Below are 25000 nucleotides of genomic sequence, written 5' to 3'. Positions count from 1 at the left end.
TACGGGTTAACCTGCAAAAGGGGCGGGGGAAGGACGAACCGGCAAGCCAGCTTCTGACAATGCCGCTTTAACCTGAGGAATGGTGAACTGGCCAAAATGGAAAACACTTGCTGCCAGAAGGCCTGTTGCTCCGGCCTTGGCGCCTTCTACAAAGTGTTCCAGCTTACCCACACCGCCAGATGCAACAATGGGAAGCCTTACGGCCTGCGTTGCAGCTTTAAGAAGTTCCAGATCGAACCCTGTTCCTGTACCATCCCGATCCATGGATGTGAGTAGGATTTCCCCAGCGCCACGTTCTGCAACCTCACGGCACCAATCTATGGCGTCTCGCCCGGTAGAAGTGCGGCCACCGTGGGTAAACACTTCCCATTTTCCCGGTGCTGTCTGGCGGGCATCTATGGCAACAACAACGCATTGGCTACCAAATTTGTTGGCCGCTTCGTTTACCAGTTCAGGACGGTTGACCGCGGCGGAGTTCATGGCGCATTTGTCTGCGCCTGCCAGCAGAAGGCGGCGCATGTCATCCGTTGTGCGCACCCCCCCTCCGACTGTGAGAGGAAGAAAGATTTTTTCGGCTGTTTTGCTAACAACTTCTAGAATCGTATCACGGTTTTCATGGCTGGCGGTGATATCCAGAAAGGTCAGTTCATCAGCCCCGGCGGCATCGTAAACAGCGGCCTGTTCAACCGGGTCTCCCGCATCGCGCAGGGAAACGAAGTTAACGCCTTTAACCACTCTGCCGTTTTTAACATCCAGGCACGGAATAACGCGTAGTTTCAGCATCAGCTTAATACCTTCAGGGCTTCTGCTGGGGTTACGCGGCCATCATACAACGCGCGGCCTACAATCACGCCTTCAATGCCCGGAGCGTCCTGCGTGGCTTCCCGCAGAGCAATCAGATGCTCAATGCTGCCAACGCCACCGCTGGCAATAATGGGAATGGAAACCGTATTGGCCAATGTCACGGTCTGTTCCACATCCAGCCCTTCCAGCATGCCATCACGGCTGATTTCCGTGAAGATGATGGATGCAACGCCAGCTTCCTGCATACGAAGGGCCAGTTCAGTTGCCTGCATGTCAGAAACCTCGGCCCAGCCTTCGGTTGCAACGCGGCCAGATCTGGCATCAATGCCCGCAACAATGCGGCCTGGGAAAGCACGGCAGGCTTCACGCACAAGGGCGGGGTTTTTTACGGCAACAGAGCCCAAAATAACGCGGCTGATACCGGCTTCCAACCATGCTTCAATAGCCTTCATGTCTCGCAGGCCACCACCAAGCTGGACGGGAATATCTGTTGATTCCACAATGGAACGTACGGCATCTGCGTTTTCAGATTGTCCGGCAAAGGCACCGTTCAGATCCACAACATGCAGCCATTTAAAACCTGCGGCCTCCCATGCAAGTGCCTGTGCACCGGGGTTGTCTGAATACACGGTGGCATCATCCATTTCCCCACGGCGTAAGCGCACGCAGGCCCCATCCTTGAGATCAATGGCTGGGTAAAGGGTAAGGGGATGCATGGAGGATGCTGTTGTCATGGTTTCAGGCCGCGTTTGCTGAAAGGAAGAGGAAAGGGGGAGATGGTCTGTATCTAATGATTTGGTGAAGTACAGACCGCGCAGGTAAGTGTCGCCCAAGCGGGTATAGAGGGGGTGTGTGCCCCAATGTAGAAAACCTGCCTTACGGAAGAGGGCAATGGCGCCATCCTGTGTTTCAGGCACTTCGGTATTCATAATCCGAAAGCCCATGCTGCGGGCTGCATTTTCCACTTCGTGCAACAAGGCTGTGCCGAGGCCCTGACGCTGCGCGTATGGCGCAATAAACAAATGCGCCAGAGTAACGCACATGGCTTGCAGCTCATTATTACGGGCGCTGCGTACAAGCTGTGCACATCCTACAATCACGCCGTTATGCCGAATAACAAACAGCATACGTTCTGGCACAAGCAGCAGGCCTTTGAAGTAGCGCTCCAGCACCTGCCGCCCTTGTGGCTGAAGCCAGCCAAAGCCGCCACCATCCAGAATGGAAGCATCTACGGCTTCACATAAGGCCTGAAGGTCATCTTCTTCTAGGTTAAGAATGCGTTGAACGCGTTTGTTCCGGGTCATTATACGGGAGCTTTCGGATCCCACCTCAGAAAATTGGCGAGAATCTTGAGGCCAACTGTCTGGCTTTTTTCAACATGGAACTGTGTACCCGCAACATTCCCCTTACACACTATGGCAGGCACGCTGCCACCATAATCTGTGGTGGCAAGCAGAACATCTGTCGCAGTATTTTGGAGTGCGTAGGAATGCACAAAGTATCCATGCGGCGCCTTACCCAAGCCTTGGGTAAGGGGGTGTTGTGTATGAAGCTCCAGCTCGTTCCAGCCCATTTGGGGAAGGCGCAGGCCTGTGGCTTCCATGAGGGTAATTTCCCCCGGAATCCATCCAAACCCTTCTGTTACACCATGTTCCCGCCCGCGTTCAGCCATAAGCTGCATACCAACGCAAATGCCTAAAAAGGGTGTACCATTGGCTGTGGCGTTCAGAATAGAATCTTTCAGGCCCGGGATGGCTTCCAACCCACGGGCGCAATCTGCAAACGCGCCTTGCCCGGGTAGGATGATACGGTCTGCTTGCAGGACAGCTGCGGGTTCGTTGGTGATAACAACATCGGCTGCAATTCCCGAAAGCTCAGCAGCCCGCAGGGCTGCACGGGCAGCGGACGCCAGATTGCCGCCTTCATAATCAACAACGGCGATGGAAAGAGGCTGGGTCATGGAACCCTCTTGTTGCTGGTGACCCTGTCTGATTTCTGCTGACCAATATAATAAGGTGCATGCAGCCCAGACAGGTTTGCGTTCTTCTCGGTTGTGCCCAGCGCTGCAAAACAGGTGTATCGGGCAGGGCTGGGTTATTAACCCGTATAAAAAATTATAGCACGCCTTTGGTGGAAGGAATGCTGCCTTGCGCCCGTGGGTCTGGTTCCACAGCCATACGCAATGCACGCGCAAGTGCCTTGAACGCGGCCTCGGCAATATGGTGGCAATTTTTACCAGCTTTTTCTGTCAGGTGCAGTGTGAGCATGGCGGACATGGCAAAGGCCCGGAAAAATTCTTCCACCAGTTCGGTGTCCAGATCCCCAATGCGATCACGCGTAAACGTGGCATCAAATGCCAGAAAGGGGCGACCGGAAAGGTCAACCACAGCTTCGCACAAAGCTTCATCCAACGGCACAAGGGCGTGGCCAAAACGGCGCACGCCACGCTTGTCCCCCAAAGCCTGTTTTAGGGCCATGCCAATGGCAATGCCTGTATCTTCAACACTGTGATGACCATCAATATAGAGGTCACCTTTTACGGCTACTTTCAGATCAAACAGGGCATGCTTGGCTAATGCCGTTAGCATATGATCGAAAAAACCGAGTCCGGTCTGAATATCGGCCTGCCCGGATCCATCCAGATCAAGGGTGATGGCGATATCGGTTTCGCTTGTAACGCGATGGATGGTGGCTTGGCGCGATGCTTTCATAATGGAAACCAGTATAGCCCAAGATGGGGCATAACACCATGAGGGCCGCGGTGGGCTAAACCCCTCTTTTGTGGTTCAGGCTTCGGGCACATTGTGTTTCAGATCATCCAGCCAGAGGCGGGCGTTGCCATCGGAGGGTGCGCGCCAGTCTCCTCGGGGGGAAAGGCTACCGCCGGGCATAACTTTGGGGCCATTTGGCATGGCAGAACGTTTGAACTGGCTGGTTGCAAAAAAGCGGCGCACAAATACTTCTAACCAGTGGCGAATGGTAGGAAGATCATAAGCTTTTTGCTCGGATGCGGGAAAGCCCGGAGGCCACTGGCCTGTTGAGGCATCCTGCCAAGCCTGTTCCGCCAGAAAGGCCACGCGGGATGGGCTGAAACCGTAGCGCAGAATATAAAACAGCGCGAAATCATGCAGAGCGTAAGGGCCTATGATGCTTTCCGTGCTTTGAGGGCCATCTTTACCGACAGGAATAAGCTCGGGAGAAATTTCTGTAGCCAGAACGTCTGTCAGCACCTTGCCAACAGCAGGAGCAAAATGGCCCGAAGCAATGCACCAGCGGATAAGGTGCTGGATAAGGGTTTTAGGCAGGCCCGCATTCACATTGTAATGCGCCATTTGGTCGCCCACACCATAGGTGCACCACCCTAGTGCTAGCTCGGAAAGATCTCCTGTGCCGATGACAATGCCATGATGTTGGTTGGCCAGCCTGAACAGGAAATCTGTGCGTAGGCCAGCCTGCACATTCTCAAATGTAATGTCATGCACGGGTTGCCCATCTGCATAAGGGTGCCGAATGGTGCGTAGCAGTAGCTCCGCAGCCGGGCGGATATCCAGCGTTTCGTGCGTGATATTCAGTTGGGCCATCAGTGCGTTGGCACTGGCAAGGGTTTTGTCCGTGGTGCCAAAGCCGGGCATTGTATAACCTCGCACAGCACTGCGTGGCCAACCCAGTTCATCCGCTGCACGCACGGCCACCAGTAGGGCGTGCGTAGAATCCAAGCCACCGGAAATACCGATAACCATTGTTTTAACGCCGCTTGTTTTAAGGCGCTGCTTGAGTGCGGATACCTGAATGGTAAAGGCCTCAAAGCAATCTTGTGCCAAGCGTTCTGGAGCGGCAGGTACAAAAGGAAAGCGGGCAACGGGGCGTTTGAGCCCAAGGTTTGCAGAAGGAGGCGTAAGGGTGAAGCTAATGTGCCGCCATGTATCTGTATCTGCTTGGCGCGCTGCATCAGCAAAGCTTCCCATACGCAGGCGTTCTTGCCGCAAAAGCGTAAGATCCACATCGGCAATTACAGCGGTTGCGCCGGAGGGAAAGCGCTCGCTGTCTGCCAGCAGAATGCCATTTTCAAAGATGGCGGTTTGGCCATCCCACGCCAGATCTGTGGTGGATTCACCTTCTCCGGCTGCCGCATAAAGGTAAGCGACAATATTGCGGGCGGAGAGGGATTGGCAGAGCATGTTCCGGGTTTCTGCCTTGCCAACCGTAATGTCACTTGCTGAAAGGTTGGCGATAATTGTAGCGCCAGCCAGCGCAGCGTATGCCGAGGGTGGGATAGGCACCCACATATCCTCACAAATTTCTACGCTGAGGCAGAACGAGGGCACATCCTGTGCTTCAAACAGCAGATCCACGCCAAATGGTACGGTGTGCCCATTGATCTCGATTGTCTGCCCGCGAATATCTGCGCCGGAGCGGAAATGGCGTGCCTCATAGAACTCTCGGTAATTTGGGATGTAGCTTTTAGGAACCACACCCAGAATTTTGCCGGAATGAATAATGACTGCACAGTTATAAAGTGCGTTCTTCCATAACAACGGCGCGCCTACCACCAGCACAGGGCACAACGTGGCAGATGCCTGAGCCAAGGAGAGAAGGGTTGTTCTGGTTTCTGCCAGAAGCGTTTCCTGTTGCAGTAAGTCTTCCAGTGTATATCCGCACAGCCCGAGTTCGGGGAACACACACAAAACTGCACCATCTGCGGCGCATGCTTTGGCAGATTCTAGAATACGCTGCGCGTTTATGGCTGGATTTGCCAGTGCTACGGGCAAGGTGCAGGCGGCTACGCGGGCGAACCCCTGATGGTAAAGGGATCGGAACATGGAAGCAGACACGGTTTTCCTTCCTTGCTGCGTAAAGGCATTTGGGCATCAGTATCAGCACAGGCTGAAAAGCACCAACAGCCCTTTCCAACACAAGTAGGAAAGGGCGGGAGAAAGAAAATGCAATTTCAGGCGTTTTTTTTCATTTTCCCTCTTGCCTATCTGAATGATCATCCGTAAAAGGAGGCCATCCAATGCGGGCGTAGCTCAGGGGTAGAGCACAACCTTGCCAAGGTTGGGGTCGTGGGTTCGAATCCCATCGCCCGCTCCAGATTTTCCTAGAAAATCAGAGCGGTTTACAGAATTCCAGAAATGGAGTTCTGTTTTTTTTGTGCTCATTTCACGGTGTTGAAATACCAAGCCGCACAAACAGTATGCCTGTTTGCGGGCTCAGCGTTTTTATCGGTCATTTTTTAGCTTGTTGTGACTTCACGCTGTTTAGCGTTTTTTTGCACCAATCTGATCCACGGGTGGCGCTCTTCTACCAGTGAGACCACGCGCTGTTTATGTGCCATTTTTTCCGTCACATTGTTGGTCATGGATGTTTGGTGCACACGATATTCAGCCAGCACTTCCGGTACATGGGTGCCGCGCAAACCATATTCGGCCATGGTGCACCAAAGGTCGTAATCCTCCCACCCCATTGCGTCATGGCTTACATAGTACCCACCGGCGGCGGCCCATGCCCATTTGGCTACCAGAGCCATGGCATCAATATAATTGCCTGCCACCAGTTGCATGGGGCGGAAAGGTTCCTGGCCTAACGTTGGGTGTTGGGCGGGGTCTCCAAATTGTTGGATAATTGGGTAGGCGTAAGCTGTTAATTCATCTGTCGCACTTAAAAGTGTTTCACATGCATGTGGTAAAAGCCGATTATCTGCATCCAATGGCAGGAAGAATGGGGTTTCGGCGTAGGCAACACCACAGTTACGCGCACCGCCCAACCCTGCATTGGAATTGGTTTGAAGCAGAATAAGGCGATTGAAGCGCGCCGTCTGTTTTTCCATCCAGCTTTTGATCTGGTTGAGTGACCCATCTGTAGAGCCATCATCAACAACAACAAGATCAAGGGTTGGAATGGTTTGCAGCCGAACGGATTCTAATGCCTCAAGAATGAAGTTTTCGTAGTTATAAGATGTAATAATAACGGTAACGTTTGCTTCTTGCAGGGCATCATGCTGGAACATTACGCTGCAATCAGGAATATCCGGCAGATTGCGTGCCAGATAATGGCCGCGTGCAATTTGTATTTCAGCGGTTTGGGCGGCCTGTTTTTCTCCTTTCAGGCTTTCCATAATAGTACCCATAAGAATGGCTTGGCGTTGTGGGCCAAAGTGCCACAAGGCAGCATGATACGCATTTCGTGCCATGCGGTGGCGCAAATCCGGATTTTCAATAAGTGTGCGTAACGCGGTTTCCCACTCTTCGGGTGTGGTGGCAAACAACCCGGTGCGGCCGTTTTGCACGCATTGGCGGAAGGGTGCCGTTGGGGAAACAATGGAAGGCACGCCTGCTAAAGCGGCCTCAAAAAATTTCAATTCACTTTTGGCATTACAGAATGGATTCTGTGTTTCCAGTGGTGCAATTGAAATATCAAAACGGGCCAGTTCAGAGGGAAGAGCGGGCAAGGTGCACATGTCTCGCCATTCTATCTGATCACGCACGGGTTCAAATTCAGGAAACTCGTTCATGAGCAGAACTGGGCGATGATTTCCTGTTTCACGGAACAGTACAAGCCGGAGATTGGGTTTTTCGTGCAACAAGCGGGCGAGAACGCTGCTAACCTGAGCAAAGTCTTTTTGGTGTGTGCGGGAGCCTGTTGCATAGCCAATACGAATAATCTGTTCATCCGGGTTAAGCTGGCGCATACGATACGCTTTGCGGCTTAAGGCCAGACATTCTGTATTATATATATTAGGTACAGTATAAGTAACGGGCTGATAAACCCGCATAGCATCCGCTAAAGCATCGGTTGGGGCAAACCCGATATCTGTGCGCAAAAGGGTGCGCTGCATATCAGTAAAGACTGTTTCAATACGTTCTTCTGTGGCGCCAATGCTGCGTATGCCATCAATAATATCCATACGTGCAAGGCCAGGAATGAACGTGAGATCATCTGTATCAAAAATAACCGGCATGTTTTGTTCCCGCGCCAGCCGCAGCATGATGTCTACATGGCCACTGAATTCAACACGCCATAGAATCATAACATCCGCCCAGTTGATGTCATCGGGGCCAACGTCTGCGCAGCGCTTCCACTGAGCGGGAAAACCAGCAAGAGAACAGGCAGCCGCATTGCGGATGCAACGGTAATTTACGCCCGGGGAATCGGGCTCACCCGCAACAAAAAGAACATTGAATCCGGAAGGCCGTGCAGGTTGTTCAACAATGGAAATTGAAGCAGCTTCTGGAACTTCGGGAAAAGTAAGCGGCGCGGCTGAGCTGTGCTCCAGCAAAAGTGGAGGTGGAGCCGGAGGGAGTTGCGGAGGGGATTCTACTTGGGGTGGTTGAGGTAGGTCTGGCACGTAGGGAACAACCACACCTTTTACCAAAGCGCGAGCAATAGAACGGATAACGCCGGAAGGTGTTGAAAGATACGTTTTGAGAGCGTTTTGCGCTTCGGTTCGATCAAGAACTTCCTGCGCGAACCGGCCCCATAAATCATGAATGTGTTGGGAATACGCAGAATACGTTTGTTTCAAGGAGTCTATATATGCGGACAGGGCGAGTATGTGGCTGTTAAGGGTATTTGTTTGTTGCTGATAACAAAGCTCTCTCTGTTTTACTGTGCTGATGAAGCCAGTTAAGCGGTCTGTAATTTCCTGTTTTTCTTGAATAAGAGCGTGTTCGTTTTTCTGGGTTTGTTGAAGGGTTTTTTGTAGCGAGTCGATTTTCTGTGCGCTCTGGTCGCTTTCGTGGTGCGTCAGCATTTGCTGGGAAAAAACATGACTGCGCGTTTGTACCAAATCCTGTTTGAGGGTATCTATCTGGGTATGAGCGGCAGTGAGGAGTGCCTTGTTGAACCAGAATTCTCCGGCAAAAGCGAAGCGTTCACGCAGCAGGCTCTTGGTGGTTTTTTCCGTATCCGAAAGGCGGGAATCCGGCGTGAGTAAGGGAAACAGGCAGGCAATCTCTGTGGCCGCCAGAAGGCCTAACCCTGTTCCTTGAGGGAACGTAAAGGCAGGAAACAGAGCAGAAAGGTGTTCCCACGCTTCTGCATGCGACGAGTCTTTTATCCCTTCCAATAGAAGGAGCGTGCCTTCTGGGGCAGTATTTAGAAGGTTCTGAATGGGTTCTGCCGACTGCCACATTCTGGCAGCTATATAAATAACCTGATTGTTATAAGTGATTGAAGATGGAAGTTCTGCCTGAAATGTAAGTTGGAAAGCTGAGGGATGAATATTAAAGCGAAAACTCAGGGTTTCCTTAATGGAAAGGCTGCTTCCAACCAGTAATAATCCGCTAAAAAATGCCTCCTTAAGAATCCATGATAGGAAAGGTATGTTTTCACATCCAGATGTACTATTTTGTATGAGTATAGTTGGGGTGAAAAGCGGAGAATCTTCCAATGATGAAAGAGATTCTGCGAGGGAGGAAGGCACTACAGGCATGTGTCCGGCACGAGTCCAGTTGCGGTGATGAAAAATAACAAACAACACTAGGGGGCTATTCTATACAACTATCAGGAAAATTATAAATATTTGCCATTATAGATTGGGTATTTTTTATTTCATCAAAGAGAGAAATTTCTTACAGTGCTAACGGCTGGCAACGCTGTGCAATGTTGGCCGTTAGCGAAGTAATAACGCTATAATCTGCTTGCGTTTCGTGCAGTATTTTGCGAAGCAGGAAAGGATAGCGTTAGATTGCCGTAGGCGGGTTGGAATTTCTGGCTGGCGCGGCAAAATGTAAAGAAAAAGGACGGATACATGCCGATTATCACGGTTGTCGGTGCGTCCGGTAATGTTCAGGTTACCGTAGACGGCGCACAGAATTCGGCCCTGTACAACCAGGCCACTGACCTGTCGAACCAGTTGAATTCAGTCATCAGCACTCTTGATGCACAGAATCTTTCTGCTGGGGATACAACCTTTAGCGATAGCAATAAGGCAGGCTACGGGGTTATTACCTCTGCTGGTTCTTACCGCGTTGCTGGTAATGTTGATTATCTGAGCATTGGTTCCGATGCCAGCACCCAGCCGGGTACGGCTCTTGATGGCTGGGTGAACGTTAATGCATACGGTGGCACCGCCTCCAGCATGACCGTTCTGGGCGGCACCAACACAGGTATTGCTTTCCGTGCAGGTGATCAGAGCGGCCAGTTCCTGGCTGGATCTGGTGACAACCTGTTCGAAGGCAACAGCCTGTCCACCGCAGGTAACTGGAACATCATGACCGGTAACGGTGATGACACAGTGAACAGTGGTGCAGGTAACAACACCATCTCTGCAGGTCAGGGCCACAACACCATCGATCTGGGCTCGGGCATGAACTATGTTCATTCCGATGGTCAGGACACCATTACAGCAACCGCTGGTCGTCAGAGCGTTACTCTGTCTGGCAGCAGCTCCACGGTTCAGCTGTCTGACAACTCTCTGGTTGTGGATGCCAATGGTAGCCAGCAGATCACGGTTGGTGGTGCTTCCACCGTTACCGGTGGTTCTCTGGATTACATCAACTTCTCCGGTGCTACAGGCACTGTTGAAGGTGGCCAGAACAGCACGATTTCCGCTGCTCATGGCAACCTGCAGACCGAAAACACCGATTCTGCACTGATCAACGTTTCCGACAATCTTACCTTCATTGGCGGCACGGGCGAAACCACCATTACGGCTGGTCACGCTACGATCTTCGGTTCCAACGGTCTGGATATCCATGTTGGTGCAAGCCAGCAGGGCTCTATCGATGGTGCTGGCGCGAACAACCTGTTCGTTGCAAACGATGGTAACGAAACGCTGGATGGTGCATCTTCTGCATTCGGGTTCCAGGCATTCGGTAACAACGCAGGCACAACAGGCACCCAGACCTTCATCGGTGGCACCGCTTCCGATACGCTGGTTGCCGGTGTAGGCGATGCCACCCTGGAAGGTGGTAGTGGTGCAGCTAACGTGTTCGGTTTCCGTAACAGCGTTGCTGGCGCAGATTACACCATTCAGGACTTTGGTAGCGCTGCTAACAACTCTGTTCTGCTGGTTGACTACGACTACACCAAGGCTTCTTTCCAGACAGACGTTCTGGATAAAGCAACACACAACGGTAACAACACCACAATTACTCTGTCTGACCACAGCCAGATTACATTTGTGAACGTTGATACCCTGAACGAAAACCAGTTTTCTGGTCTGAAGTAAGTCTTTAGAACAGGTTTACGTTCTTGCTTAAAAGGAAAGCCGGGCCTTAGGGTCCGGCTTTTCTTTTTGAAATAGGTTGTATAAAAAGATTGTGTGATATTTCAAAAGTATTGTGAAAGAATTAAAGCTTATGGCGTATTCTAAACTGCCGTGTGACACGCCTGAAAAGCAGCAATCTACCGAAGAAGCCCTTACCGCTAGTTATCGGGCCAGTATGCGTATTCAGGCTATGCGCATGGATGGCATAGCCCATGAAGCCTCTTACCTTCGGCATGAACTTTCACAGTCACAACGTCAGCTTAGCGTCTGGCAGCATACATTATCCTGGCGTCTTACGGCTCCGTTAAGGGTGGTCCGGCATTTAAGTAAGGGGCAGCTGCCAACAGGCCGAAAAATTTCGGACGTTTACCATAGGCTGCAAGAAATTTATCAGGATGAAGGTGTGGCAGGGGTGCGGTTTCGTATCTCTCATCGCTTGGCACGTTCATCCATTGGGCGTGCAACTGAACGTCTATTTGAACGTAAACCCGCCACAGGGAGCACTACTGTTGAGGGTGGGGCCAAGAAAAATACAAGTATTTTAACGCATGAAGAAAAAATAAATCAGGTTTATTCCGCAAATGTTAGCAAGGAACGCTTAAAAGATTTTACGCCTCGGGTTCTGATTATTGCAGAGTTATCTTTGCGCCAATGCGCCAAATATCGCGTTTGGCAGAAAGAAGAGCAACTACGGTCTTTAGGGTGGCTTGTAGAGGTTGTTGATTGGCGAGAAACAGAAGAAGCTCTTTCAGCTCTTCAGGTGTGCACAGAGGTTATTTTTTACCGTGTTCCCGCTTTTCCTGCGGTTGAAACACTTCTTAAGGAAACAAGGCGGTTAGAGCTTTCCCCTTGGTGGGAAGTGGATGACCTTATCTTTTCTGCAGAAGATTATAAGCAGAATGGCAATTTGGCCACTTTGGATAAACAGGAGCAAGAAGAGCTTCTTTTTGGCGTTCGGCTTTTTCGTAAATGTTTGTTGTCTTGCGATAAGGCCATTGCCTCTACACGTGTGTTGGCTCAGGCCATGCAGAAAGCCGGCATTCAGCATACCGTTGTTATAGAAAACGCGCTGGATCAGCAGACATTGGATGTGGTGGCGGACATCCGGCAAAATGGTGTGCCCCAGCATGATACGCAGCGCGAGATACGCATTGTGTATGGTTCTGGCACACGTACGCATGATGCAGATTTTAAGTTGGCGGCAGCAGGTATTCTTGCAGCCATGCAGGCAGACCCACGCCTTACATTGCATATTATCGGAGATCTTACTCTGCCATCAGAGTTTGATGCGTTGGGTGGGCGTGTGCAAACCCAGATAGGGTTAGATTACGCTGCTTATATGCAATTGTTGGCACAGGCAGATATTACGATTGCCCCATTAGAACCTACAATTTTCAATGATGCCAAAAGCAATATCAAATTTCTGGAAGCCGCTGTTCTCAGTTTGCCTGTGGTTTGCTCACCGCGCGATGCGTTTATGCAGATTGTACAGGATGGTAAAAATGGGCTTGTCGCACAGACTGATACAGAATGGCGTGATGCCATTTTAAAGCTGGCCGCTGACAGCACATTACGAAAAACACTTGGCGACCAAGCCCGTAAGGATGTTCTGGACCATTATAGCCCAGAAGCCATTGTGAAAAATCAGGTTTTGCCAGCGTTTGGCAAGCCGGAAGTTCAGAAGTCATCAGAATTACGCATTTTATGTGCGAATATTTATTACGAGCCACGCTCTTTTGGCGGCGCAACATTTGTTGCAGAGGAAATGGCTCGCAGGCTTCAGCAGCAGGAAAACACAAAGGTTGCAGTGTTTACATCACGCCCTCCTTTGGCGCAGCGCGGCAAGGCGAGTATCCGCTATTGTATGGAAGGCACAGATATTCTGGGTGTTATCACGCCCCCAGATCATGATTCCGTAGCTGGGTTGGATAATGCCGATGCCACGCAAGCCTTTAAAAAGTGGGTGGAGGCATTTCGTCCTTCAATTGTGCATTTTCATGCAACACAAGGGTTGGGGCTAGGTTGTGTAAGGGTATGTATGGAAAAAAACATTCCTTACGTCATTACATTGCATGATGCATGGTGGTTATGTGAGCGGCAGTTCATGGTGAAAGCCGATGGACATTATTGCTTTCAGGAAAAAATCAACCTGCATACGTGCCAGCTTTGTGTGCCGCATGCACGGCATCTGGCGGAACGTCAGATATTGATGATAACGGGCATGCAGCACGCCGCGCTATTGCTGACCCCTAGTGCCGAGCATCGTGCGCTTTTTGTTGCAAATGGAATTCCGGCAGATAAAATTCGGGTAAACCGGAATGGTTTTTTGTGGCCCAAATCTTCTCATCCACAACGTCTTCCCGGCCAAAAACTACGCTTTGGCTACGTAGGCGGCACAGAAGAAATAAAAGGATACTCTCTTGTAAAACGCGCATTTGAAGCGCTGGAACGAGATGATTGGGAACTGGTTATCGTTGATAACAAGCTGAATCTGGGTATCAAATCTGTTTACACAGGGGCATGGAAAACACAGGGGCGCGTTTCCACAATTCCAGCCTATACGCGTGAGACAATAGACGACTTTTTTAATAGCATTGATGTGCTGCTGTTTCCTTCGCAATGGAAGGAAAGCTATGGCCTGACCGTGCGTGAAGCGTTATCGCGCGATGTATGGGTAATCTCTACCGCCCCGGGTGGGCAGGCGGAGGATATTGAAGACGGAGTGAACGGCACCCTTATTCCGATAGATGGCAGGCCAGAAACCCTGCATATGGCGGTGGAAAACCTTCTGGATACACCCGGATTTATGCAGGACTATGTAAACCCTAATAAAGCGACTCTTGCCACATTTGAACAGCAAAGCGCAGAGCTGGGGAAGTGGCTGCACGAAGTGGCGCAAGTCTCAGGTTAACGCGTTGAACGTTTCAGATGGCCTATCTTCCAGCGTAGGCTATCTGCTGTGCTGATAACGTTATAAAGTGCTCGGCCTTTTGCTGTTGTGGCGGCAGGGGCTGATCTGGATTCGTTTTTGCAAAAGCTATCCATGATCCATTGGTGATCAAAGTTGGACGCTGGGGGAATAACTTCTGGCCACCGGTGTAAGTTCGAAATAGCGAAGCTGTTGTTCCGTAAGAGTTCCCGCTTGATAAAAGGCACCTGTCCAGAAGCAGCAACAGAATACCAGTGCGTGTGCATAGGGTTGGTGGGTAGAAAGCGAGCTAGAGGTGACTGTAGATCGCTCCAGGCTGCCTGAAGAGGAACACCAGCCTCTTGCAGCGCAACGGATAACCCTAATTCCCCATGCCAGATAATTTCATTCCGACTCATTTGTTCAAATGGGAGGGAGAAAACACGCTGCACTGGTGCTGCTTGCAGTGTGTGCTGCGAAAGCCCAACAAACCATGATTGCAAATGTGGTGTGACAAGGCGGGAGGCAACAAGCCCCCAAGCAGGTAACGTATATGCGTGTGCTTGTTTTAGTACATCGGCAAGAGGTCGAAACGGCCCGAAGACACTGTCATTCGCTAAAAGTATGTACGGGGCTTGATCTGCAACGTTTTTTTGGAACAAGAAACGCCATGCTCCAAAGTCCATCCCTCCATTAGGGCGTTGCCAAACGTGAATATTGTTTTTTTCACAGAAAACAATGGTTTCTTTATCTATTGGGGTTTCACCAGAAAGAACCAGATGCAGAATAAAACCGCAATCCAAAATGTTTTTTAGGTAAAACCGTGTAAAAATCGGTAAAATACCGTCTGGTGCGAATGCAGCAAAAAGACATACAGACCCCGCCGGCAAACCTGTGTCTGAAAAGCCACATGATCCGTTTTTGCTGACAGGATCGGAAGGATTTAAAAGATGCTGCATTTTTTAAGTTGGTTTTTTCATCAAAATGTGACTACAAGCCCTTAAAGCATAGGCATGATAGCCAAATAATTCTTGTGCATACAGTTCTGTCTGAAAGGGAGTTAGTACTTCATGAGCAAGGCCTTTATTGCAGCAGTGATCCAGGACTCGATCAACTGCACCGGCGTTGCCGCCAATCAGGCAGCGAATGACCTTATTGATGCAATTGTAGAAGAACTGAAGCGTGAAGGTGGTTTTACACTTCCTTCTTTCGGAACGTTTACAGTGCGTAAGACCAAAGCTCGTAAGGCCTTGAACCCTCGCACAGGTGAGCAGGTAAAGGTCAAAGCTGGCAAAACGGTACGCTTTAAAGCAAGCCCGAATCTGAAAAAGGCTGTTTAAGCCTGAACAATCGGGTAGCTGCATAAGCTTTGGAAAAAGCCTTACGGACATTGTTCCGTAAGGCTTTTTTTATCAGGAATGCTCGGGGGTAATGTCTTCCAGCCTATCCAGTTTGCGCAGGCCGGGAAACAGCGTCATCCAGATTCCGCTAATGCATAATGTGCCAATACCGCCTAATACAACGGCAGGAATCGGGCCAATAGCAGCGGCCAGCATACCGCTTTCAAATTCCCCCAACTGGTTGGATGAACCAATAAAAAGCATATTCACCGCAGAAACGCGGCCACGCATTTCATCTGGCGTGCCAAGTTGAACCAGTGCTCCGCGCACCATAACGCTGATCACATCCGCTCCGCCCAATATTGCCAACATGACAACTGAAACGGCGATGGAGCGAGAAAAACCAAAGGCAATGGTGGCAAAACCGAAAATGGCAACGGCTGCAAACATCCACAATCCAGCATGTCGCCCTAAAGGATGACGGGCTAAAATAGCAGCCACCAATAATGCACCAATACCAGGAGCAGCCCGCAGCAAGCCTAATCCCCAAGGGCCTGCATGCAAAATATCATTTGCAAAAATGGGAAGCATGGCTGTTGCCCCGCCCAACAGAACGGCAAATAGATCCAGAGAAATAGCGCCTAGCATAGTGGGCTTGCGGCGTAGAAAAGCAATGCCGCCGAAAACTGCGGCTAGGGTTGCAGGCTGTTTGGCGCGGGTTGGAAACTGCAATTTCATGGAAAAAGTACAAAACGCGGCAATAGCAAAGCTAAGCGCGCACAGTGCATAGCATACCCCTGCGCCCAAACCGTATAGTAATCCGCCCAAAGATGGCCCTGCGATACAGGCAACCTGAAACAGGGAGGAAGAAAGAGCCGCTGCACGTGGAAAGAGTGCAGGAGGAACCAGAGAAGGCAGAAACGTTTGCTGCGCGGGTGCTTCAAAGGCGCGGCAGATGCCAAATACCACCACAAGCCCGTAAATCATGAGGGAGGTCAGGTGATGCGAGAATGAGGCATACGCCATGAACGCCGTAGCAAGCGCCTCGATCACCTGGCACGAGATAACAATACGTTGCCTGTTATGCTGGTCTGCTGCGTGCCCGGCAGGGAATATAAACAGCACCATAGGTAGAAATTGTGCCAGCCCCACAAAACCCAATGCGGCTGCACTGTGGGTAAGAGCATAAACCTGCCACCCTACAGCGACTGCCTGTACTTGAGATGCAAAGGCAGAAAGTGTTCTTCCTCCCAGAACAGCAGGAATACCCTGTTGCTTCAAAAGCGAGGGAGGCGGCGCAGAAGGGTGTGTCATGAGAACGGGGGCAGTCTGATAGAGCAAAAGAAAAAGCACTAATGGCGTTTTCTATCAGAGAAAAGAATATTCCGTAACGTCAAGAGTAAGTGTGAGTATAAGAAAACTTGCTCAGAATAGTTTTACACTGCGTGATAGAGTATTATAAAAGTATTTCAGAATTTAAAGACATATAAATAAATATAGAATTTATTTATGGTTGTTTTGGAAAAATACAAATTTCAATAATACATTGAGTATGAATATATTCATTCAGTTTTTATAAAAATCAAAAACACGAGTATTTTTTAAAGAGATTAGGTTCTGGCTGGGGCGGGAGGATTCGAACCTCCGCATGGCGGAATCAAAATCCGCTGCCTTACCGCTTGGCTACGCCCCATCAGCATTAAGCTGCCAGTGCCGCTCTTTTAAGGCAAACTGGCAGCTTTCGTAAAGTCTGTTTTTCAGATCTTTGTCAGAAGAAAGATTAATTGCCTTCTGCAAAGCTAGAATCTGCATCCGGAAGCGCCTCAAGATCTGGCAATCCGTCATCCAGAGAGGCCGCTTCATCACCTGCGGGAAAGAGACCAAAACGGCCAGCTTTGTCTAATGCCAGATCCAGAGCCGCCATGGTGCTGCCCATATCGGGGCTGTCATCTTTTTCCCATGCACGCAAAGTGTGGGTCCATATGCCCACAATCATGTTCACGCGTACAAATCCGCCTAGCCCGTTGGCGCTAATGCCTGCGGCATCTGCCATCCAGCGCATGCTTTCAAGCGTGGCACCACCGAGAATGAGAGCCAGGGGAGGGTCCATCGGCAGGCTGCGCAGCACAGAGCTGAGACCTTCACGGTATTGCTGGAATACATCCAGCCGGCGCATCAACAGGTCAAACAGGCGTTCACGCGTGTTGCCGCTTACTGTGTCATCAGCCAACGCGACATCATCCGCCATGCGCCCAAGACGAAGCAAGATGGAAGCCTTAAGCGGAAAGCGCTGCCGTGCCTCACGCAGGGAAAGGCCTGCATCACGCGCGGCATCCAATACAGAAATGTGAGACCAACCACGTTCTGCAGAAAGTGTTAGAGCTGATGAAACCAGCGCTGCATCAAAATCATCATTGTCCATTTAAAAACCTGCGCGAGAAGAAAGAGAAAATATAATCAATGGGCATAAAGGCAAAAATCAGGATGCAAGTTCCTTGGCGCGCTTAACAGCAGCAGCAATGGCGGTTGAAACAGCCTGTGGCCATGCATCGGAGGCCATCAGAACTTTCAACGCGGCTTCTGTGGTGCCACCGGGGCTTGTAACGTTCCGGCGTAATTCTGCGGCATCGGTGGGAAGCTGATGCAACATCTGCCCCGCACCATAAATGGTGCCGCGCGCCAGTGCACGGGCGGTTGGTGCGTCTAACCCTTGTTCTATGCCCGCCTGTTCTAGCAGTTCAGCCAAAAGGAAAACATAAGCTGGTCCGCTGCCAGAAATAGCGGCTACGGAATCAATCAACCCTTCCTGATCCACCCATACGGTTTCACCCACAGCGCTGAGGAGTTGATCACACTGCTTTTTCTGCTCTGCGGAGGCTTCGGGCGGTGCATAAAGCCCGCTCATGCCTGCACCTAGAGCCGAAGGCGTGTTGGGCATGCTTCTGATAATAATGGGAGAGGCCGCAGCGTTCCCTTCCCGATAAGCTGCCAGCAGGCTGGCAATGGTGCGGCCAGCCATAACGGAAAGCAGTGTGGCGTTAGGGAAGTGTTGGGCCAGTTCTGCCAGAACGCCATTGGCTTTCTGGGGTTTGACGGCAACCAGAATAATATCTGGCGTAAAATCTGCCGGAATGGCTTCTAGAGAGCGCACAACACGGTGGGGAGCCGGAAGCTCCGCTAGGTGCCGGTCCATAACTACAGAAGGGGCTAATCCATGCGCTAGCCAGCCTTCCAACATGGCACCACCCATTTTACCGCAACCGACGAGAAGGATGGAGGGCAGGAGGGGGGTGTTTGTCATTATGCTTCTCCCTGACAATCAATCATGGCTGTTGCGAGTGCCGTTTTGGCATCCAACCCTGCGTGCAGAAAAAAGCGAAAAGCAGGGTAAAAACGTTCGCATTCAGCCAACGCAATGTCGATCATATCTTCAAATACATCGGTAACGGATGGTGTGCCGCGCAACAGCAGAGCATGGCGAAAGAGCAGAACGCCGTCTTCTGTATCCAGGCTGAAATGTCCAACCCATATCTGCTCATTCGCCAGCCCGATCAGTTCGTACAGATCGGAATGCTGTGTGGGTGCTGCCTTAAGATCAAACGCGCAGGTAAACAGAATAGCGCCCAGTTCGGCTGACCATGAAAAAAACAGCCCGTAATCACACCAGCGGGAAGGGGCTTCTGCTGCCATTTCCGTTGGGGTGCAGCGTTCAAATGTCCAGCCATGCCCACCAATTACCTGTTCCATGAGATCAAGCGGGTTGGTGAGCATGGAGGATGCTTCAGAGGTCAATGCTGGCATGGGGGTGCTCCGTGCCTGCGGGAAGGCAGAAAAGAATATTTAAGGGGAAGTGTGGCTTCAGCCGTGGTGCTGGTGCCCGTGGTCGTTGTTGTTATGGGCCAGCTTGTGTTCTAGAGCCGTTACGCGTTCTTCCAACGCAGCCAAGCGGCGTTCGGCCTCTTCCTGCCCAATACGCGCCTGGGCAGCCAGATCACGCATCACTTCAAATTCTTCACGGCGCACAACCTGTAGGCCAGTCAGCACTTCATCTACGCGGCTGCGAACAATAGCGTTAATTTCTTCGCGCACACCTGTAAGGGCGGAAAAAGCTCCACCGGCCACGCCGGCAAGATCATCAAAAAAGCGCGGTTTGTCAGCCATAGCCGGTTTCTCCATCATTCTGGTTTGCGGCATAAACGTTAGCAAAGTGTGTTTATGCCGTTATCTTACGTTCTGGGCTTTATAAAGAGTATGAGCGCCAGATGCCACGCCTTACTTTTAGCGGCTGCGGGATATATGGGTATCAGCCATTCATATGGTGCCGGGCATCCATTGACCGCGCCTTTGAGCGTTCCCATTATTATAAGTAATGTCATGAAAAAAACTGTGGGCGCGCGCATGCTCTTTTATGCGGCCTTCAGGGATATGGAGAAAGTGATTTATGAACAATTTAACGGCGGAGGCATATCTTAAACCCCGTCTGGAAGCTTTTGTGAAAGAGGCAGAACAGGCCGGGTATTCCCGTGATGTTGTGATTGCTCTGCTTATGAGTTTGCTGGATACGGATAATTTTTCCGATTCCAGCCCTGCTAAGCAGGGAGGTGCCGCATGAGCGTGCGTGATCCGTATGACGTGCTGGGTATTTCTAAAAGTGCCAGCCAAGATGATGTGCGCAAGGCCTATCGTAAATTAGCCAAAAAATACCATCCCGACCTGAATCCTGATGATAAAAAGGCCGAAGAACAATTCAAGGCCGTTAATCAGGCCAATGATCTGCTGTCTGATCCAGAAAAGCGCGCGCGTTTTGACCGCGGTGAAATTGATGCTGCCGGGCAGGAACGCCACCCCGGTTTTGGTGGCGGAGGCAGCGGGTTTAATGATTTTGGCGGGGGTGCGGGTGGCTTCCGCTATAGTGGCGGCCCCGGTGGCGCCAGCGGCTTTACAGAAGAAGATCTGAGCGATCTGTTTGGCGGCATGTTTGGTGGCGGTGGCCGGGCGCGGCGTTCTGGCCCACGTAAAGGGGAAGATCGGTCCTATACGCTTAAGGTCAGTTTTCTAGACGCTGTAAACGGCGGTAAATCCCGCATTACCTTGCCAGAAGGCAGCACGCTGAATGTGACAATCCCTCCGGGGATAGAAGACGGCAAAGTGCTGCGCCTGCGTGGTAAAGGTGCCCCCGGTGTGCAAGGTGGCCCAGACGGAGATGCGCTTATTACCGTTACCGTGATGTCTGACCCCACATATACGCGGGAAGGGAATGATCTGCGGGAAAATCTGGATGTAGATCTTAAAACCGCTGTGCTGGGTGGGGCTATTATGGTGCCAACCCCAACAGGAACGGTGAAGATGAATGTGCCTGCAGGTTCAGATACGGGCACCGTATTGCGGCTTCGTGGCAAAGGCGTGCAGGCGCACGGCGCCCGCCCCGCAGGTAATCTGTATGTGACGTTGCAAGTGAAAATTGGCAAGCCAGATGCTGCTTTGCAGGAGTTCCTGAAAAATTGGAATCCTGCAGAAGAAAAGTAATTCAGGCCGATAAAATCTTTCCTCGCCCATTATATTTTGGGCGGGGAAAGTGGCGGAAATTCAGATATCAGCCGTCATCACGATAAAGTGGGATCTCCATTTTATGCCCATCTTTTTGAACCAGAACCAATTGAGCCGTATTTTCTGAAAGACGTGTCAGCGTAGCTGTTACGTCTTCTTGCTGTCCTTCCCATACCTCGTTGGATTTACGCGCCAGGGCAAAGTGGTTTTGCTTTACAACTTTGCTAATGTTGTCCGGCACAACAACCACTAGGCGTGCTGCGGGGCCAACAGCGCGGTTACCCATAATGGTAATGGGTTCCATAACCATTGTGACAGCCCACTTACCCATAAAACTTGCAATGGAATAAGGCTGAGCTGGCGCAGCTTTTTCTGTTGTAGCCGGTTTCTCCGGAGTTTGGGCAAACACGGGGGAGACAAGGAGGCTGGTGGCAAGAAGGGCCGAAGCAATCTGTTTCAAGTCTGAAACTCCAAATGAATTTCTTCTTATGTGAACCCCGGGCAGGGGTGGCGTCCACCCCATTTTAGGAAATGGGGCAACCCTATGGCCCTTGACGAAAGAGACAATCGTAGCCAGATAAGTGCTATGAACAAATCAGCATTGCATAAAACGAAAAGGGCACAGGTATGAGCGAAGCAGAACAGCAAAATAGTGTGGTTTCTTCTGCTTCTGCAGCTTCTGCTTACAACACCATTTCTTTTAAAGAATGCTGCCAGATGGCTGGTGCCATGTTTTTTGTATTTTCTTGTCTGGCTTTGGGCCTGCACGCCATTTATTACGCAGGGTATTAATAAAAAGGCCGGTTTCCCGGCCTTTTTGTTTTACTCGTGGCGAAGCGTCACAACAAGCACATCACGATAAGCCGGTAAGGCAGGGTTTACTGCCTGTACGGGGGTGACCCCATGATACACACGGCTATCATTTACAAAAGCTGTATCCAGCGGGTTGGTGAGCGTAAAGCCCCCCACGCGTTGGCGGTTGAGATCGTGAATGGATGTTTCTCCGCGAACAATATTTTCTCTGCGGATCATCACAACACACACCCAATCCACGCCATCTCGGTGCAAACCTTCCGGCGTGGGCTGCCCGGCAGCATCTTTACTGGCTTCAATTCGGAACTGATGAATTTCTGCATGCCATGCCGGAGGGCGCTGTTTGGCTGGTGTCATATCCACGGCCAGCCGGTGCATAAGTTTTAGAATGGACAGTAAAGCCGGGTTCTTACCAATTTCTGGCAATACCGGCTGAAACCAACGTTCAATCCCTCCATTCAGCGTATTGTAATCACGGCTCTGGTAATGGGGTTGATGTGGTTTACGCAGGATTTCCTGATCGGAAAGTGAGAACGTGGCATAGCGGCGGCGGCGATACCGCCCGCCATCCGCCATATACCGGTCACACCCCAGATCATTCCAGCTTGCGGCAAACTGGTCCCAATCAGCTAACCCAAAATCTTGCAGGATAGGGCGCATGCTTGCCGCTTGCAGGAAGGCAAAGCCCTCCTGCGCCAGCGGTTTTTCAATACAATCAAGAGGGGCTGCCCCCCCTGAAAGGTTCAACCCTGTTTCAGGCATGTGGTGGTTCTTTTGCTGCAGGCGGTGCTTCTGGAGCAGAAGATTTGGCTTCTTCCTGCACCTGAGCTGCCCGTTGGTTAATTTTTTCAAGCAGTTCTGGCGGCATTGTATCCATTGCCAAATGGACCGGGGTGCCAGGCGGCGTGGTGGAGTAGGATGTTGGTGTATAGAATTTTACGCCCTGAGCAGCCATGCGGTTTGCAATGCGGCGGTAAAATTCGCGCTGCACTTTCCACTTCATCATAGGTGCGGTTTTGATGGAGCCAACCAGCACAGCGCCGTTTCCGTCCGAACTATCAACACCCAGATCAACGTAGTCAGACAAGATGATGTTCTTGTAAGCGTCTTCCTTGCGCATTTCCTGAACGGTGTCCTGCATGATCTTGGCAACTCGTTCGCTGCTTTCGGTCAGATCCACCGTCTGATGCACAATAACCTGGTTAAACCCACGGGCAGTATTGGCAATGGAGGTTACGGACGAGAAGGGGATGATATGCAAGTCACCATCCACAGAGCGTACGCGCAATGTACGGATGGAAAGATGCTCAACAATACCAGCAATCCCGCCGGTAGTTACCCAATCGCCGACCTGAATGGCATCTTCTGCCAACATGAAGAAGCCGGTGATAACGTCTTTAACCAGGCTCTGTGAACCAAAGGAAAGACCAACACCCAAAATACCAGCGCCTGTGAGCAAGGGGGTAACGTTAATACCAATCTGAGACAGCGTGGTGACTGTTACAAAAATGATAATAACCGCCAGCAAAACGGTACGGATAATAGGCAGCACAGTGCGCAGGCGTGCCGCACGTGCCGCCTGTGCGCTGGATGTGTAACGGGTAATCTGTTTTTCCAGCAGGCCGTTTACGACCTCCCATGCAACAGCAGCAACTGTCATGCCGATAAGCAGGCAGATGGCAGCACCAACCAGACGTTCACCCAGCGCAGAACTAAAGAAGAAGCGGAAGCTGGGAATGCTCCAGCTTTGCGCCAGACAGACGGCGGTAATAAAAATAATGGCAATGGTAATAATCCGGCGCACGAACGGATAATAGAAATCCGCGCGCTTTTGCATGCCCGGATAACTGGCTTCCAACGTGGGGCTAATACGGAATAGCTTATCCTGCAAACCATAAGCCAACAGGGCAATAACGCGGGAAAGCACCAGGCAGAGGAAGGTCAGCAGTGTTCCGCGCAGGATCCACTGATAGCCTCCTTTAAGATGTGCAGCCCAGACAAACCACAATGCCATGTCTAGGAACATCACAGGCACCCACCACACATGCGCCAGCGTGCCAGCAAAAGCCCAGAGGGCATTTTTACGCATGTTGGATGAGGGTTGCAGGGCCCGTGCCACAATATGGCGGAGCCGCCAGATAAAGGCTGCAATAATTAGATGCTGGATCAGCACCACAGCCCGCTGCATGGCGTCTACACCGCGAGGGCTGAGATCGAACTCACTCCCCAAGGTAGAAAGACAGATCACAATGGAAGGGGCTGCCACCAGCACGTTCCACCAGCGTGTGAGCAGGCGTGCTGTTTCATCCGATGCAGGAATAAGGCGGATAGCGTAAGAGCGGGGCGCCAATGTTGTTTCCACAACCAGATATAGCCCACGCGCAATGGCGTAAGCGTTAATAAGGGTGAGCGAAACAGTATGAGCTTGCGCTGTGGTGGTTAAAAATTCTGCGCCCAAATAACCAACAAGCAGGCACACTCCAACAGGCAGAAGTTTGATAAGGAAGTGCAGTGCATTATACGGCACGCGGACTAAATAGCGTAAAACCTCGGTGCCGCGCCGTTGGTCATTTTCACGCGTTTGGGTGGTATTCGCATCATTTGCTGCTGCGGCATCGCTACTATCAGCTGCAGCAGCAGATTCAGCAGAGGCCTCTAGCCGCTTTTCTCGGTTTTCTGCATGTTGCGTTACAGAGTTCAGCGGTTTGCGCATTGCAATGCTGGTGGCGCGTTCCAGAACCAGAGCAAGGCCAATAATCAGCAGGGCACGGCTAAACGCATCAATCAGGGTCTGCCGAGAGGCCGGGTTGCGGATTTCGTTTTTGAACCACGGGCCAACAACACTCAAATCTTTAAAAAGACTGGTAAAGTTGTTCAGGTAGCCATGGATCGAACTTTGCAGCGTATCCAATTCTGAATGGACATCACTGTCTATAACAGCGTTATCTGCCTGCGGTTTGGCAGCCGCTGGGGCAGGTGCCGCTTTAGGTGTGGCGGCAGGTAAGCCCTTGGCCATAAGGGAAAGGGTTTTGGAAAAATCTTCCCGCTTTTGCGGATCGTTCAGAACGTTCAGTAACTGCTGCGCGTCCTGTTGTGTCAAACCGTTGGTTTGAGGAACGGTTGCTGCCGTATCTGCGCGCGCATGCGTAACAGGGAAAAGAAACCCCAATCCCAACGCAAACAGGCAAAAAAGCCGACAAAGCCATGCAGCCAAAGAAGGCGACTGAGGCGGAGAGGGTGAAAAGGATAGACTCTGATCCGGACTATTGGCCGCCATGGGGGCGCTGCATCCTTTGCTGAACGGGTAAAAATATCCAAGGGCACGCAAGCAACAGCCATGCCCAGTCTGCCTCTAGGGTAGGAGGCAAATTGGGCAGT

21 protein-coding genes and 2 tRNA genes are annotated in these 25000 nt (G+C 51.1%); 7 read left to right on the top strand and 16 right to left on the bottom strand.

The features are described from left to right. Window positions 1–6 precede the first annotated feature (6 nt). The 5 genes from hisF to ACP7IZ_RS06285 all read right to left on the bottom strand — a co-directional run bounded on the left by hisF (window position 7) and on the right by ACP7IZ_RS06285 (window position 5624). Window positions 7–783, bottom strand: coding sequence for an imidazole glycerol phosphate synthase subunit HisF (gene hisF / locus ACP7IZ_RS06305; protein WP_006115680.1), 777 nt, complete (start codon window positions 781–783; stop codon window positions 7–9). Beyond that, entirely contained in the window at window positions 783–2108 is a 1326-nt protein-coding gene (gene hisA, locus ACP7IZ_RS06300; RefSeq protein WP_426848313.1) for a 1-(5-phosphoribosyl)-5-[(5-phosphoribosylamino)methylideneamino]imidazole-4-carboxamide isomerase, read from the bottom strand. The genes hisF and hisA overlap by 1 nt, the downstream gene beginning before the upstream one ends. Next, window positions 2108–2764, bottom strand: a complete 657-nt coding sequence (gene hisH, locus ACP7IZ_RS06295; RefSeq protein WP_426848312.1) for an imidazole glycerol phosphate synthase subunit HisH — start codon at window positions 2762–2764, stop codon at window positions 2108–2110. Before hisH ends, hisA begins: the two co-directional genes overlap by 1 nt. A gap of 154 nt (window positions 2765–2918) precedes the next feature. Next, complete coding sequence (gene hisB / locus ACP7IZ_RS06290; protein ID WP_426848311.1) at window positions 2919–3515, bottom strand: imidazoleglycerol-phosphate dehydratase HisB; 597 nt, start codon at window positions 3513–3515, stop codon at window positions 2919–2921. A gap of 75 nt (window positions 3516–3590) precedes the next feature. Next, window positions 3591–5624 (bottom strand): NAD(+) synthase, encoded by a 2034-nt coding sequence (locus ACP7IZ_RS06285; RefSeq protein ID WP_426848393.1) that lies wholly within the window; start codon window positions 5622–5624, stop codon window positions 3591–3593. Window positions 5625–5820: 196 nt separating this feature from the next. Between ACP7IZ_RS06285 and ACP7IZ_RS06280 the strand changes: the two genes are divergently transcribed. After that, window positions 5821–5895, top strand: a tRNA-Gly gene (locus tag ACP7IZ_RS06280). Between the two features lie 142 nt (window positions 5896–6037). Here ACP7IZ_RS06280 and ACP7IZ_RS06275 read toward each other — a convergent pair. Continuing rightward, entirely contained in the window at window positions 6038–9235 is a 3198-nt protein-coding gene (locus ACP7IZ_RS06275; protein ID WP_426848310.1) for a glycosyltransferase, read from the bottom strand. Window positions 9236–9553: 318 nt separating this feature from the next. Here ACP7IZ_RS06275 and ACP7IZ_RS06270 point away from each other — a divergent pair, with 318 nt between their 5' ends. After that, a complete protein-coding gene (locus ACP7IZ_RS06270; RefSeq protein WP_426848309.1) occupies window positions 9554–10975 on the top strand; it encodes a beta strand repeat-containing protein in 1422 nt (473 codons plus the stop codon). Window positions 10976–11105: 130 nt separating this feature from the next. Beyond that, window positions 11106–13925 carry a glycosyltransferase gene (locus tag ACP7IZ_RS06265; RefSeq protein WP_426848308.1) on the top strand — a complete coding sequence of 940 codons (2820 nt, stop codon included), beginning with the start codon at window positions 11106–11108 and terminating at the stop codon, window positions 13923–13925. Here the strand turns inward: ACP7IZ_RS06265 and ACP7IZ_RS06260 are convergent. Further along, window positions 13922–14881: a rhamnan synthesis F family protein gene (locus ACP7IZ_RS06260; RefSeq protein WP_426848307.1), complete on the bottom strand. Its 960-nt coding sequence runs from the start codon at window positions 14879–14881 to the stop codon at window positions 13922–13924. The two genes, ACP7IZ_RS06265 and ACP7IZ_RS06260, sit on opposite strands and share 4 nt — an antisense overlap. A gap of 111 nt (window positions 14882–14992) precedes the next feature. Here ACP7IZ_RS06260 and ACP7IZ_RS06255 point away from each other — a divergent pair, with 111 nt between their 5' ends. Then, a complete protein-coding gene (locus ACP7IZ_RS06255) occupies window positions 14993–15262 on the top strand; it encodes an HU family DNA-binding protein (RefSeq protein WP_003623313.1) in 270 nt (89 codons plus the stop codon). A 72-nt stretch (window positions 15263–15334) separates the two neighbouring features. Here ACP7IZ_RS06255 and ACP7IZ_RS06250 read toward each other — a convergent pair whose 3' ends face one another. The 6 genes from ACP7IZ_RS06250 to ACP7IZ_RS06225 form a co-directional block, all read right to left on the bottom strand. Continuing rightward, a complete protein-coding gene (locus ACP7IZ_RS06250; protein WP_426848306.1) occupies window positions 15335–16615 on the bottom strand; it encodes an MFS transporter in 1281 nt (426 codons plus the stop codon). 265 nt (window positions 16616–16880) lie between these two features. Continuing rightward, window positions 16881–16955 (bottom strand) — tRNA-Gln (locus tag ACP7IZ_RS06245). 87 nt (window positions 16956–17042) lie between these two features. Next, window positions 17043–17684, bottom strand: a complete 642-nt coding sequence (locus ACP7IZ_RS06240) for a TetR family transcriptional regulator (protein ID WP_426848305.1) — start codon at window positions 17682–17684, stop codon at window positions 17043–17045. A gap of 57 nt (window positions 17685–17741) precedes the next feature. Continuing rightward, on the bottom strand, window positions 17742–18563 hold the full coding sequence (gene proC, locus ACP7IZ_RS06235; protein WP_426848304.1) for a pyrroline-5-carboxylate reductase: 822 nt from the start codon (window positions 18561–18563) through the stop codon (window positions 17742–17744). Next, entirely contained in the window at window positions 18563–19063 is a 501-nt protein-coding gene (locus ACP7IZ_RS06230) for a YbjN domain-containing protein (protein WP_426848303.1), read from the bottom strand. Before ACP7IZ_RS06230 ends, proC begins: the two co-directional genes overlap by 1 nt. A 57-nt stretch (window positions 19064–19120) precedes the next feature. After that, entirely contained in the window at window positions 19121–19423 is a 303-nt protein-coding gene (locus ACP7IZ_RS06225; protein WP_035353127.1) for an accessory factor UbiK family protein, read from the bottom strand. A gap of 280 nt (window positions 19424–19703) precedes the next feature. On the opposite strand from ACP7IZ_RS06225, the gene ACP7IZ_RS06220 reads away from it, so the two are divergent. Continuing rightward, window positions 19704–19874 (top strand): hypothetical protein, encoded by a 171-nt coding sequence (locus tag ACP7IZ_RS06220; protein WP_003623324.1) that lies wholly within the window; start codon window positions 19704–19706, stop codon window positions 19872–19874. Then, the gene (locus tag ACP7IZ_RS06215) at window positions 19871–20788 is read left to right on the top strand and encodes a DnaJ C-terminal domain-containing protein (protein WP_426848301.1); all 918 of its coding nucleotides are present in this window, start codon (window positions 19871–19873) and stop codon (window positions 20786–20788) included. Before ACP7IZ_RS06220 ends, ACP7IZ_RS06215 begins: the two co-directional genes overlap by 4 nt. Window positions 20789–20855: 67 nt before the next feature. Here the strand turns inward: ACP7IZ_RS06215 and ACP7IZ_RS06210 are convergent, their stop codons facing one another. After that, complete coding sequence (locus tag ACP7IZ_RS06210; RefSeq protein WP_426848300.1) at window positions 20856–21269, bottom strand: hypothetical protein; 414 nt, start codon at window positions 21267–21269, stop codon at window positions 20856–20858. 167 nt (window positions 21270–21436) lie between these two features. Between ACP7IZ_RS06210 and ACP7IZ_RS06205 the strand changes: the two genes are divergently transcribed. After that, on the top strand, window positions 21437–21601 hold the full coding sequence (locus ACP7IZ_RS06205; protein WP_426848299.1) for a hypothetical protein: 165 nt from the start codon (window positions 21437–21439) through the stop codon (window positions 21599–21601). Window positions 21602–21631: 30 nt separating this feature from the next. On the opposite strand, the gene ACP7IZ_RS06200 is transcribed toward ACP7IZ_RS06205, so the two are convergent. Together ACP7IZ_RS06200 and ACP7IZ_RS06195 are read right to left on the bottom strand one after the other, a co-directional pair. Continuing rightward, entirely contained in the window at window positions 21632–22384 is a 753-nt protein-coding gene (locus ACP7IZ_RS06200) for a 2OG-Fe dioxygenase family protein (RefSeq protein ID WP_426848298.1), read from the bottom strand. Next, complete coding sequence (locus ACP7IZ_RS06195; RefSeq protein ID WP_426848297.1) at window positions 22377–24899, bottom strand: mechanosensitive ion channel family protein; 2523 nt, start codon at window positions 24897–24899, stop codon at window positions 22377–22379. The genes ACP7IZ_RS06200 and ACP7IZ_RS06195 overlap by 8 nt, the downstream gene beginning before the upstream one ends. Window positions 24900–25000 lie beyond the last annotated feature (101 nt).

Source organism: Acetobacter sp. AAB5 (assembly GCF_050106715.1).
GTDB classification, from domain to species: domain Bacteria; phylum Pseudomonadota; class Alphaproteobacteria; order Acetobacterales; family Acetobacteraceae; genus Acetobacter; species Acetobacter oryzifermentans.
This window is presented reverse-complemented; position numbering and strand designations above follow the sequence as displayed.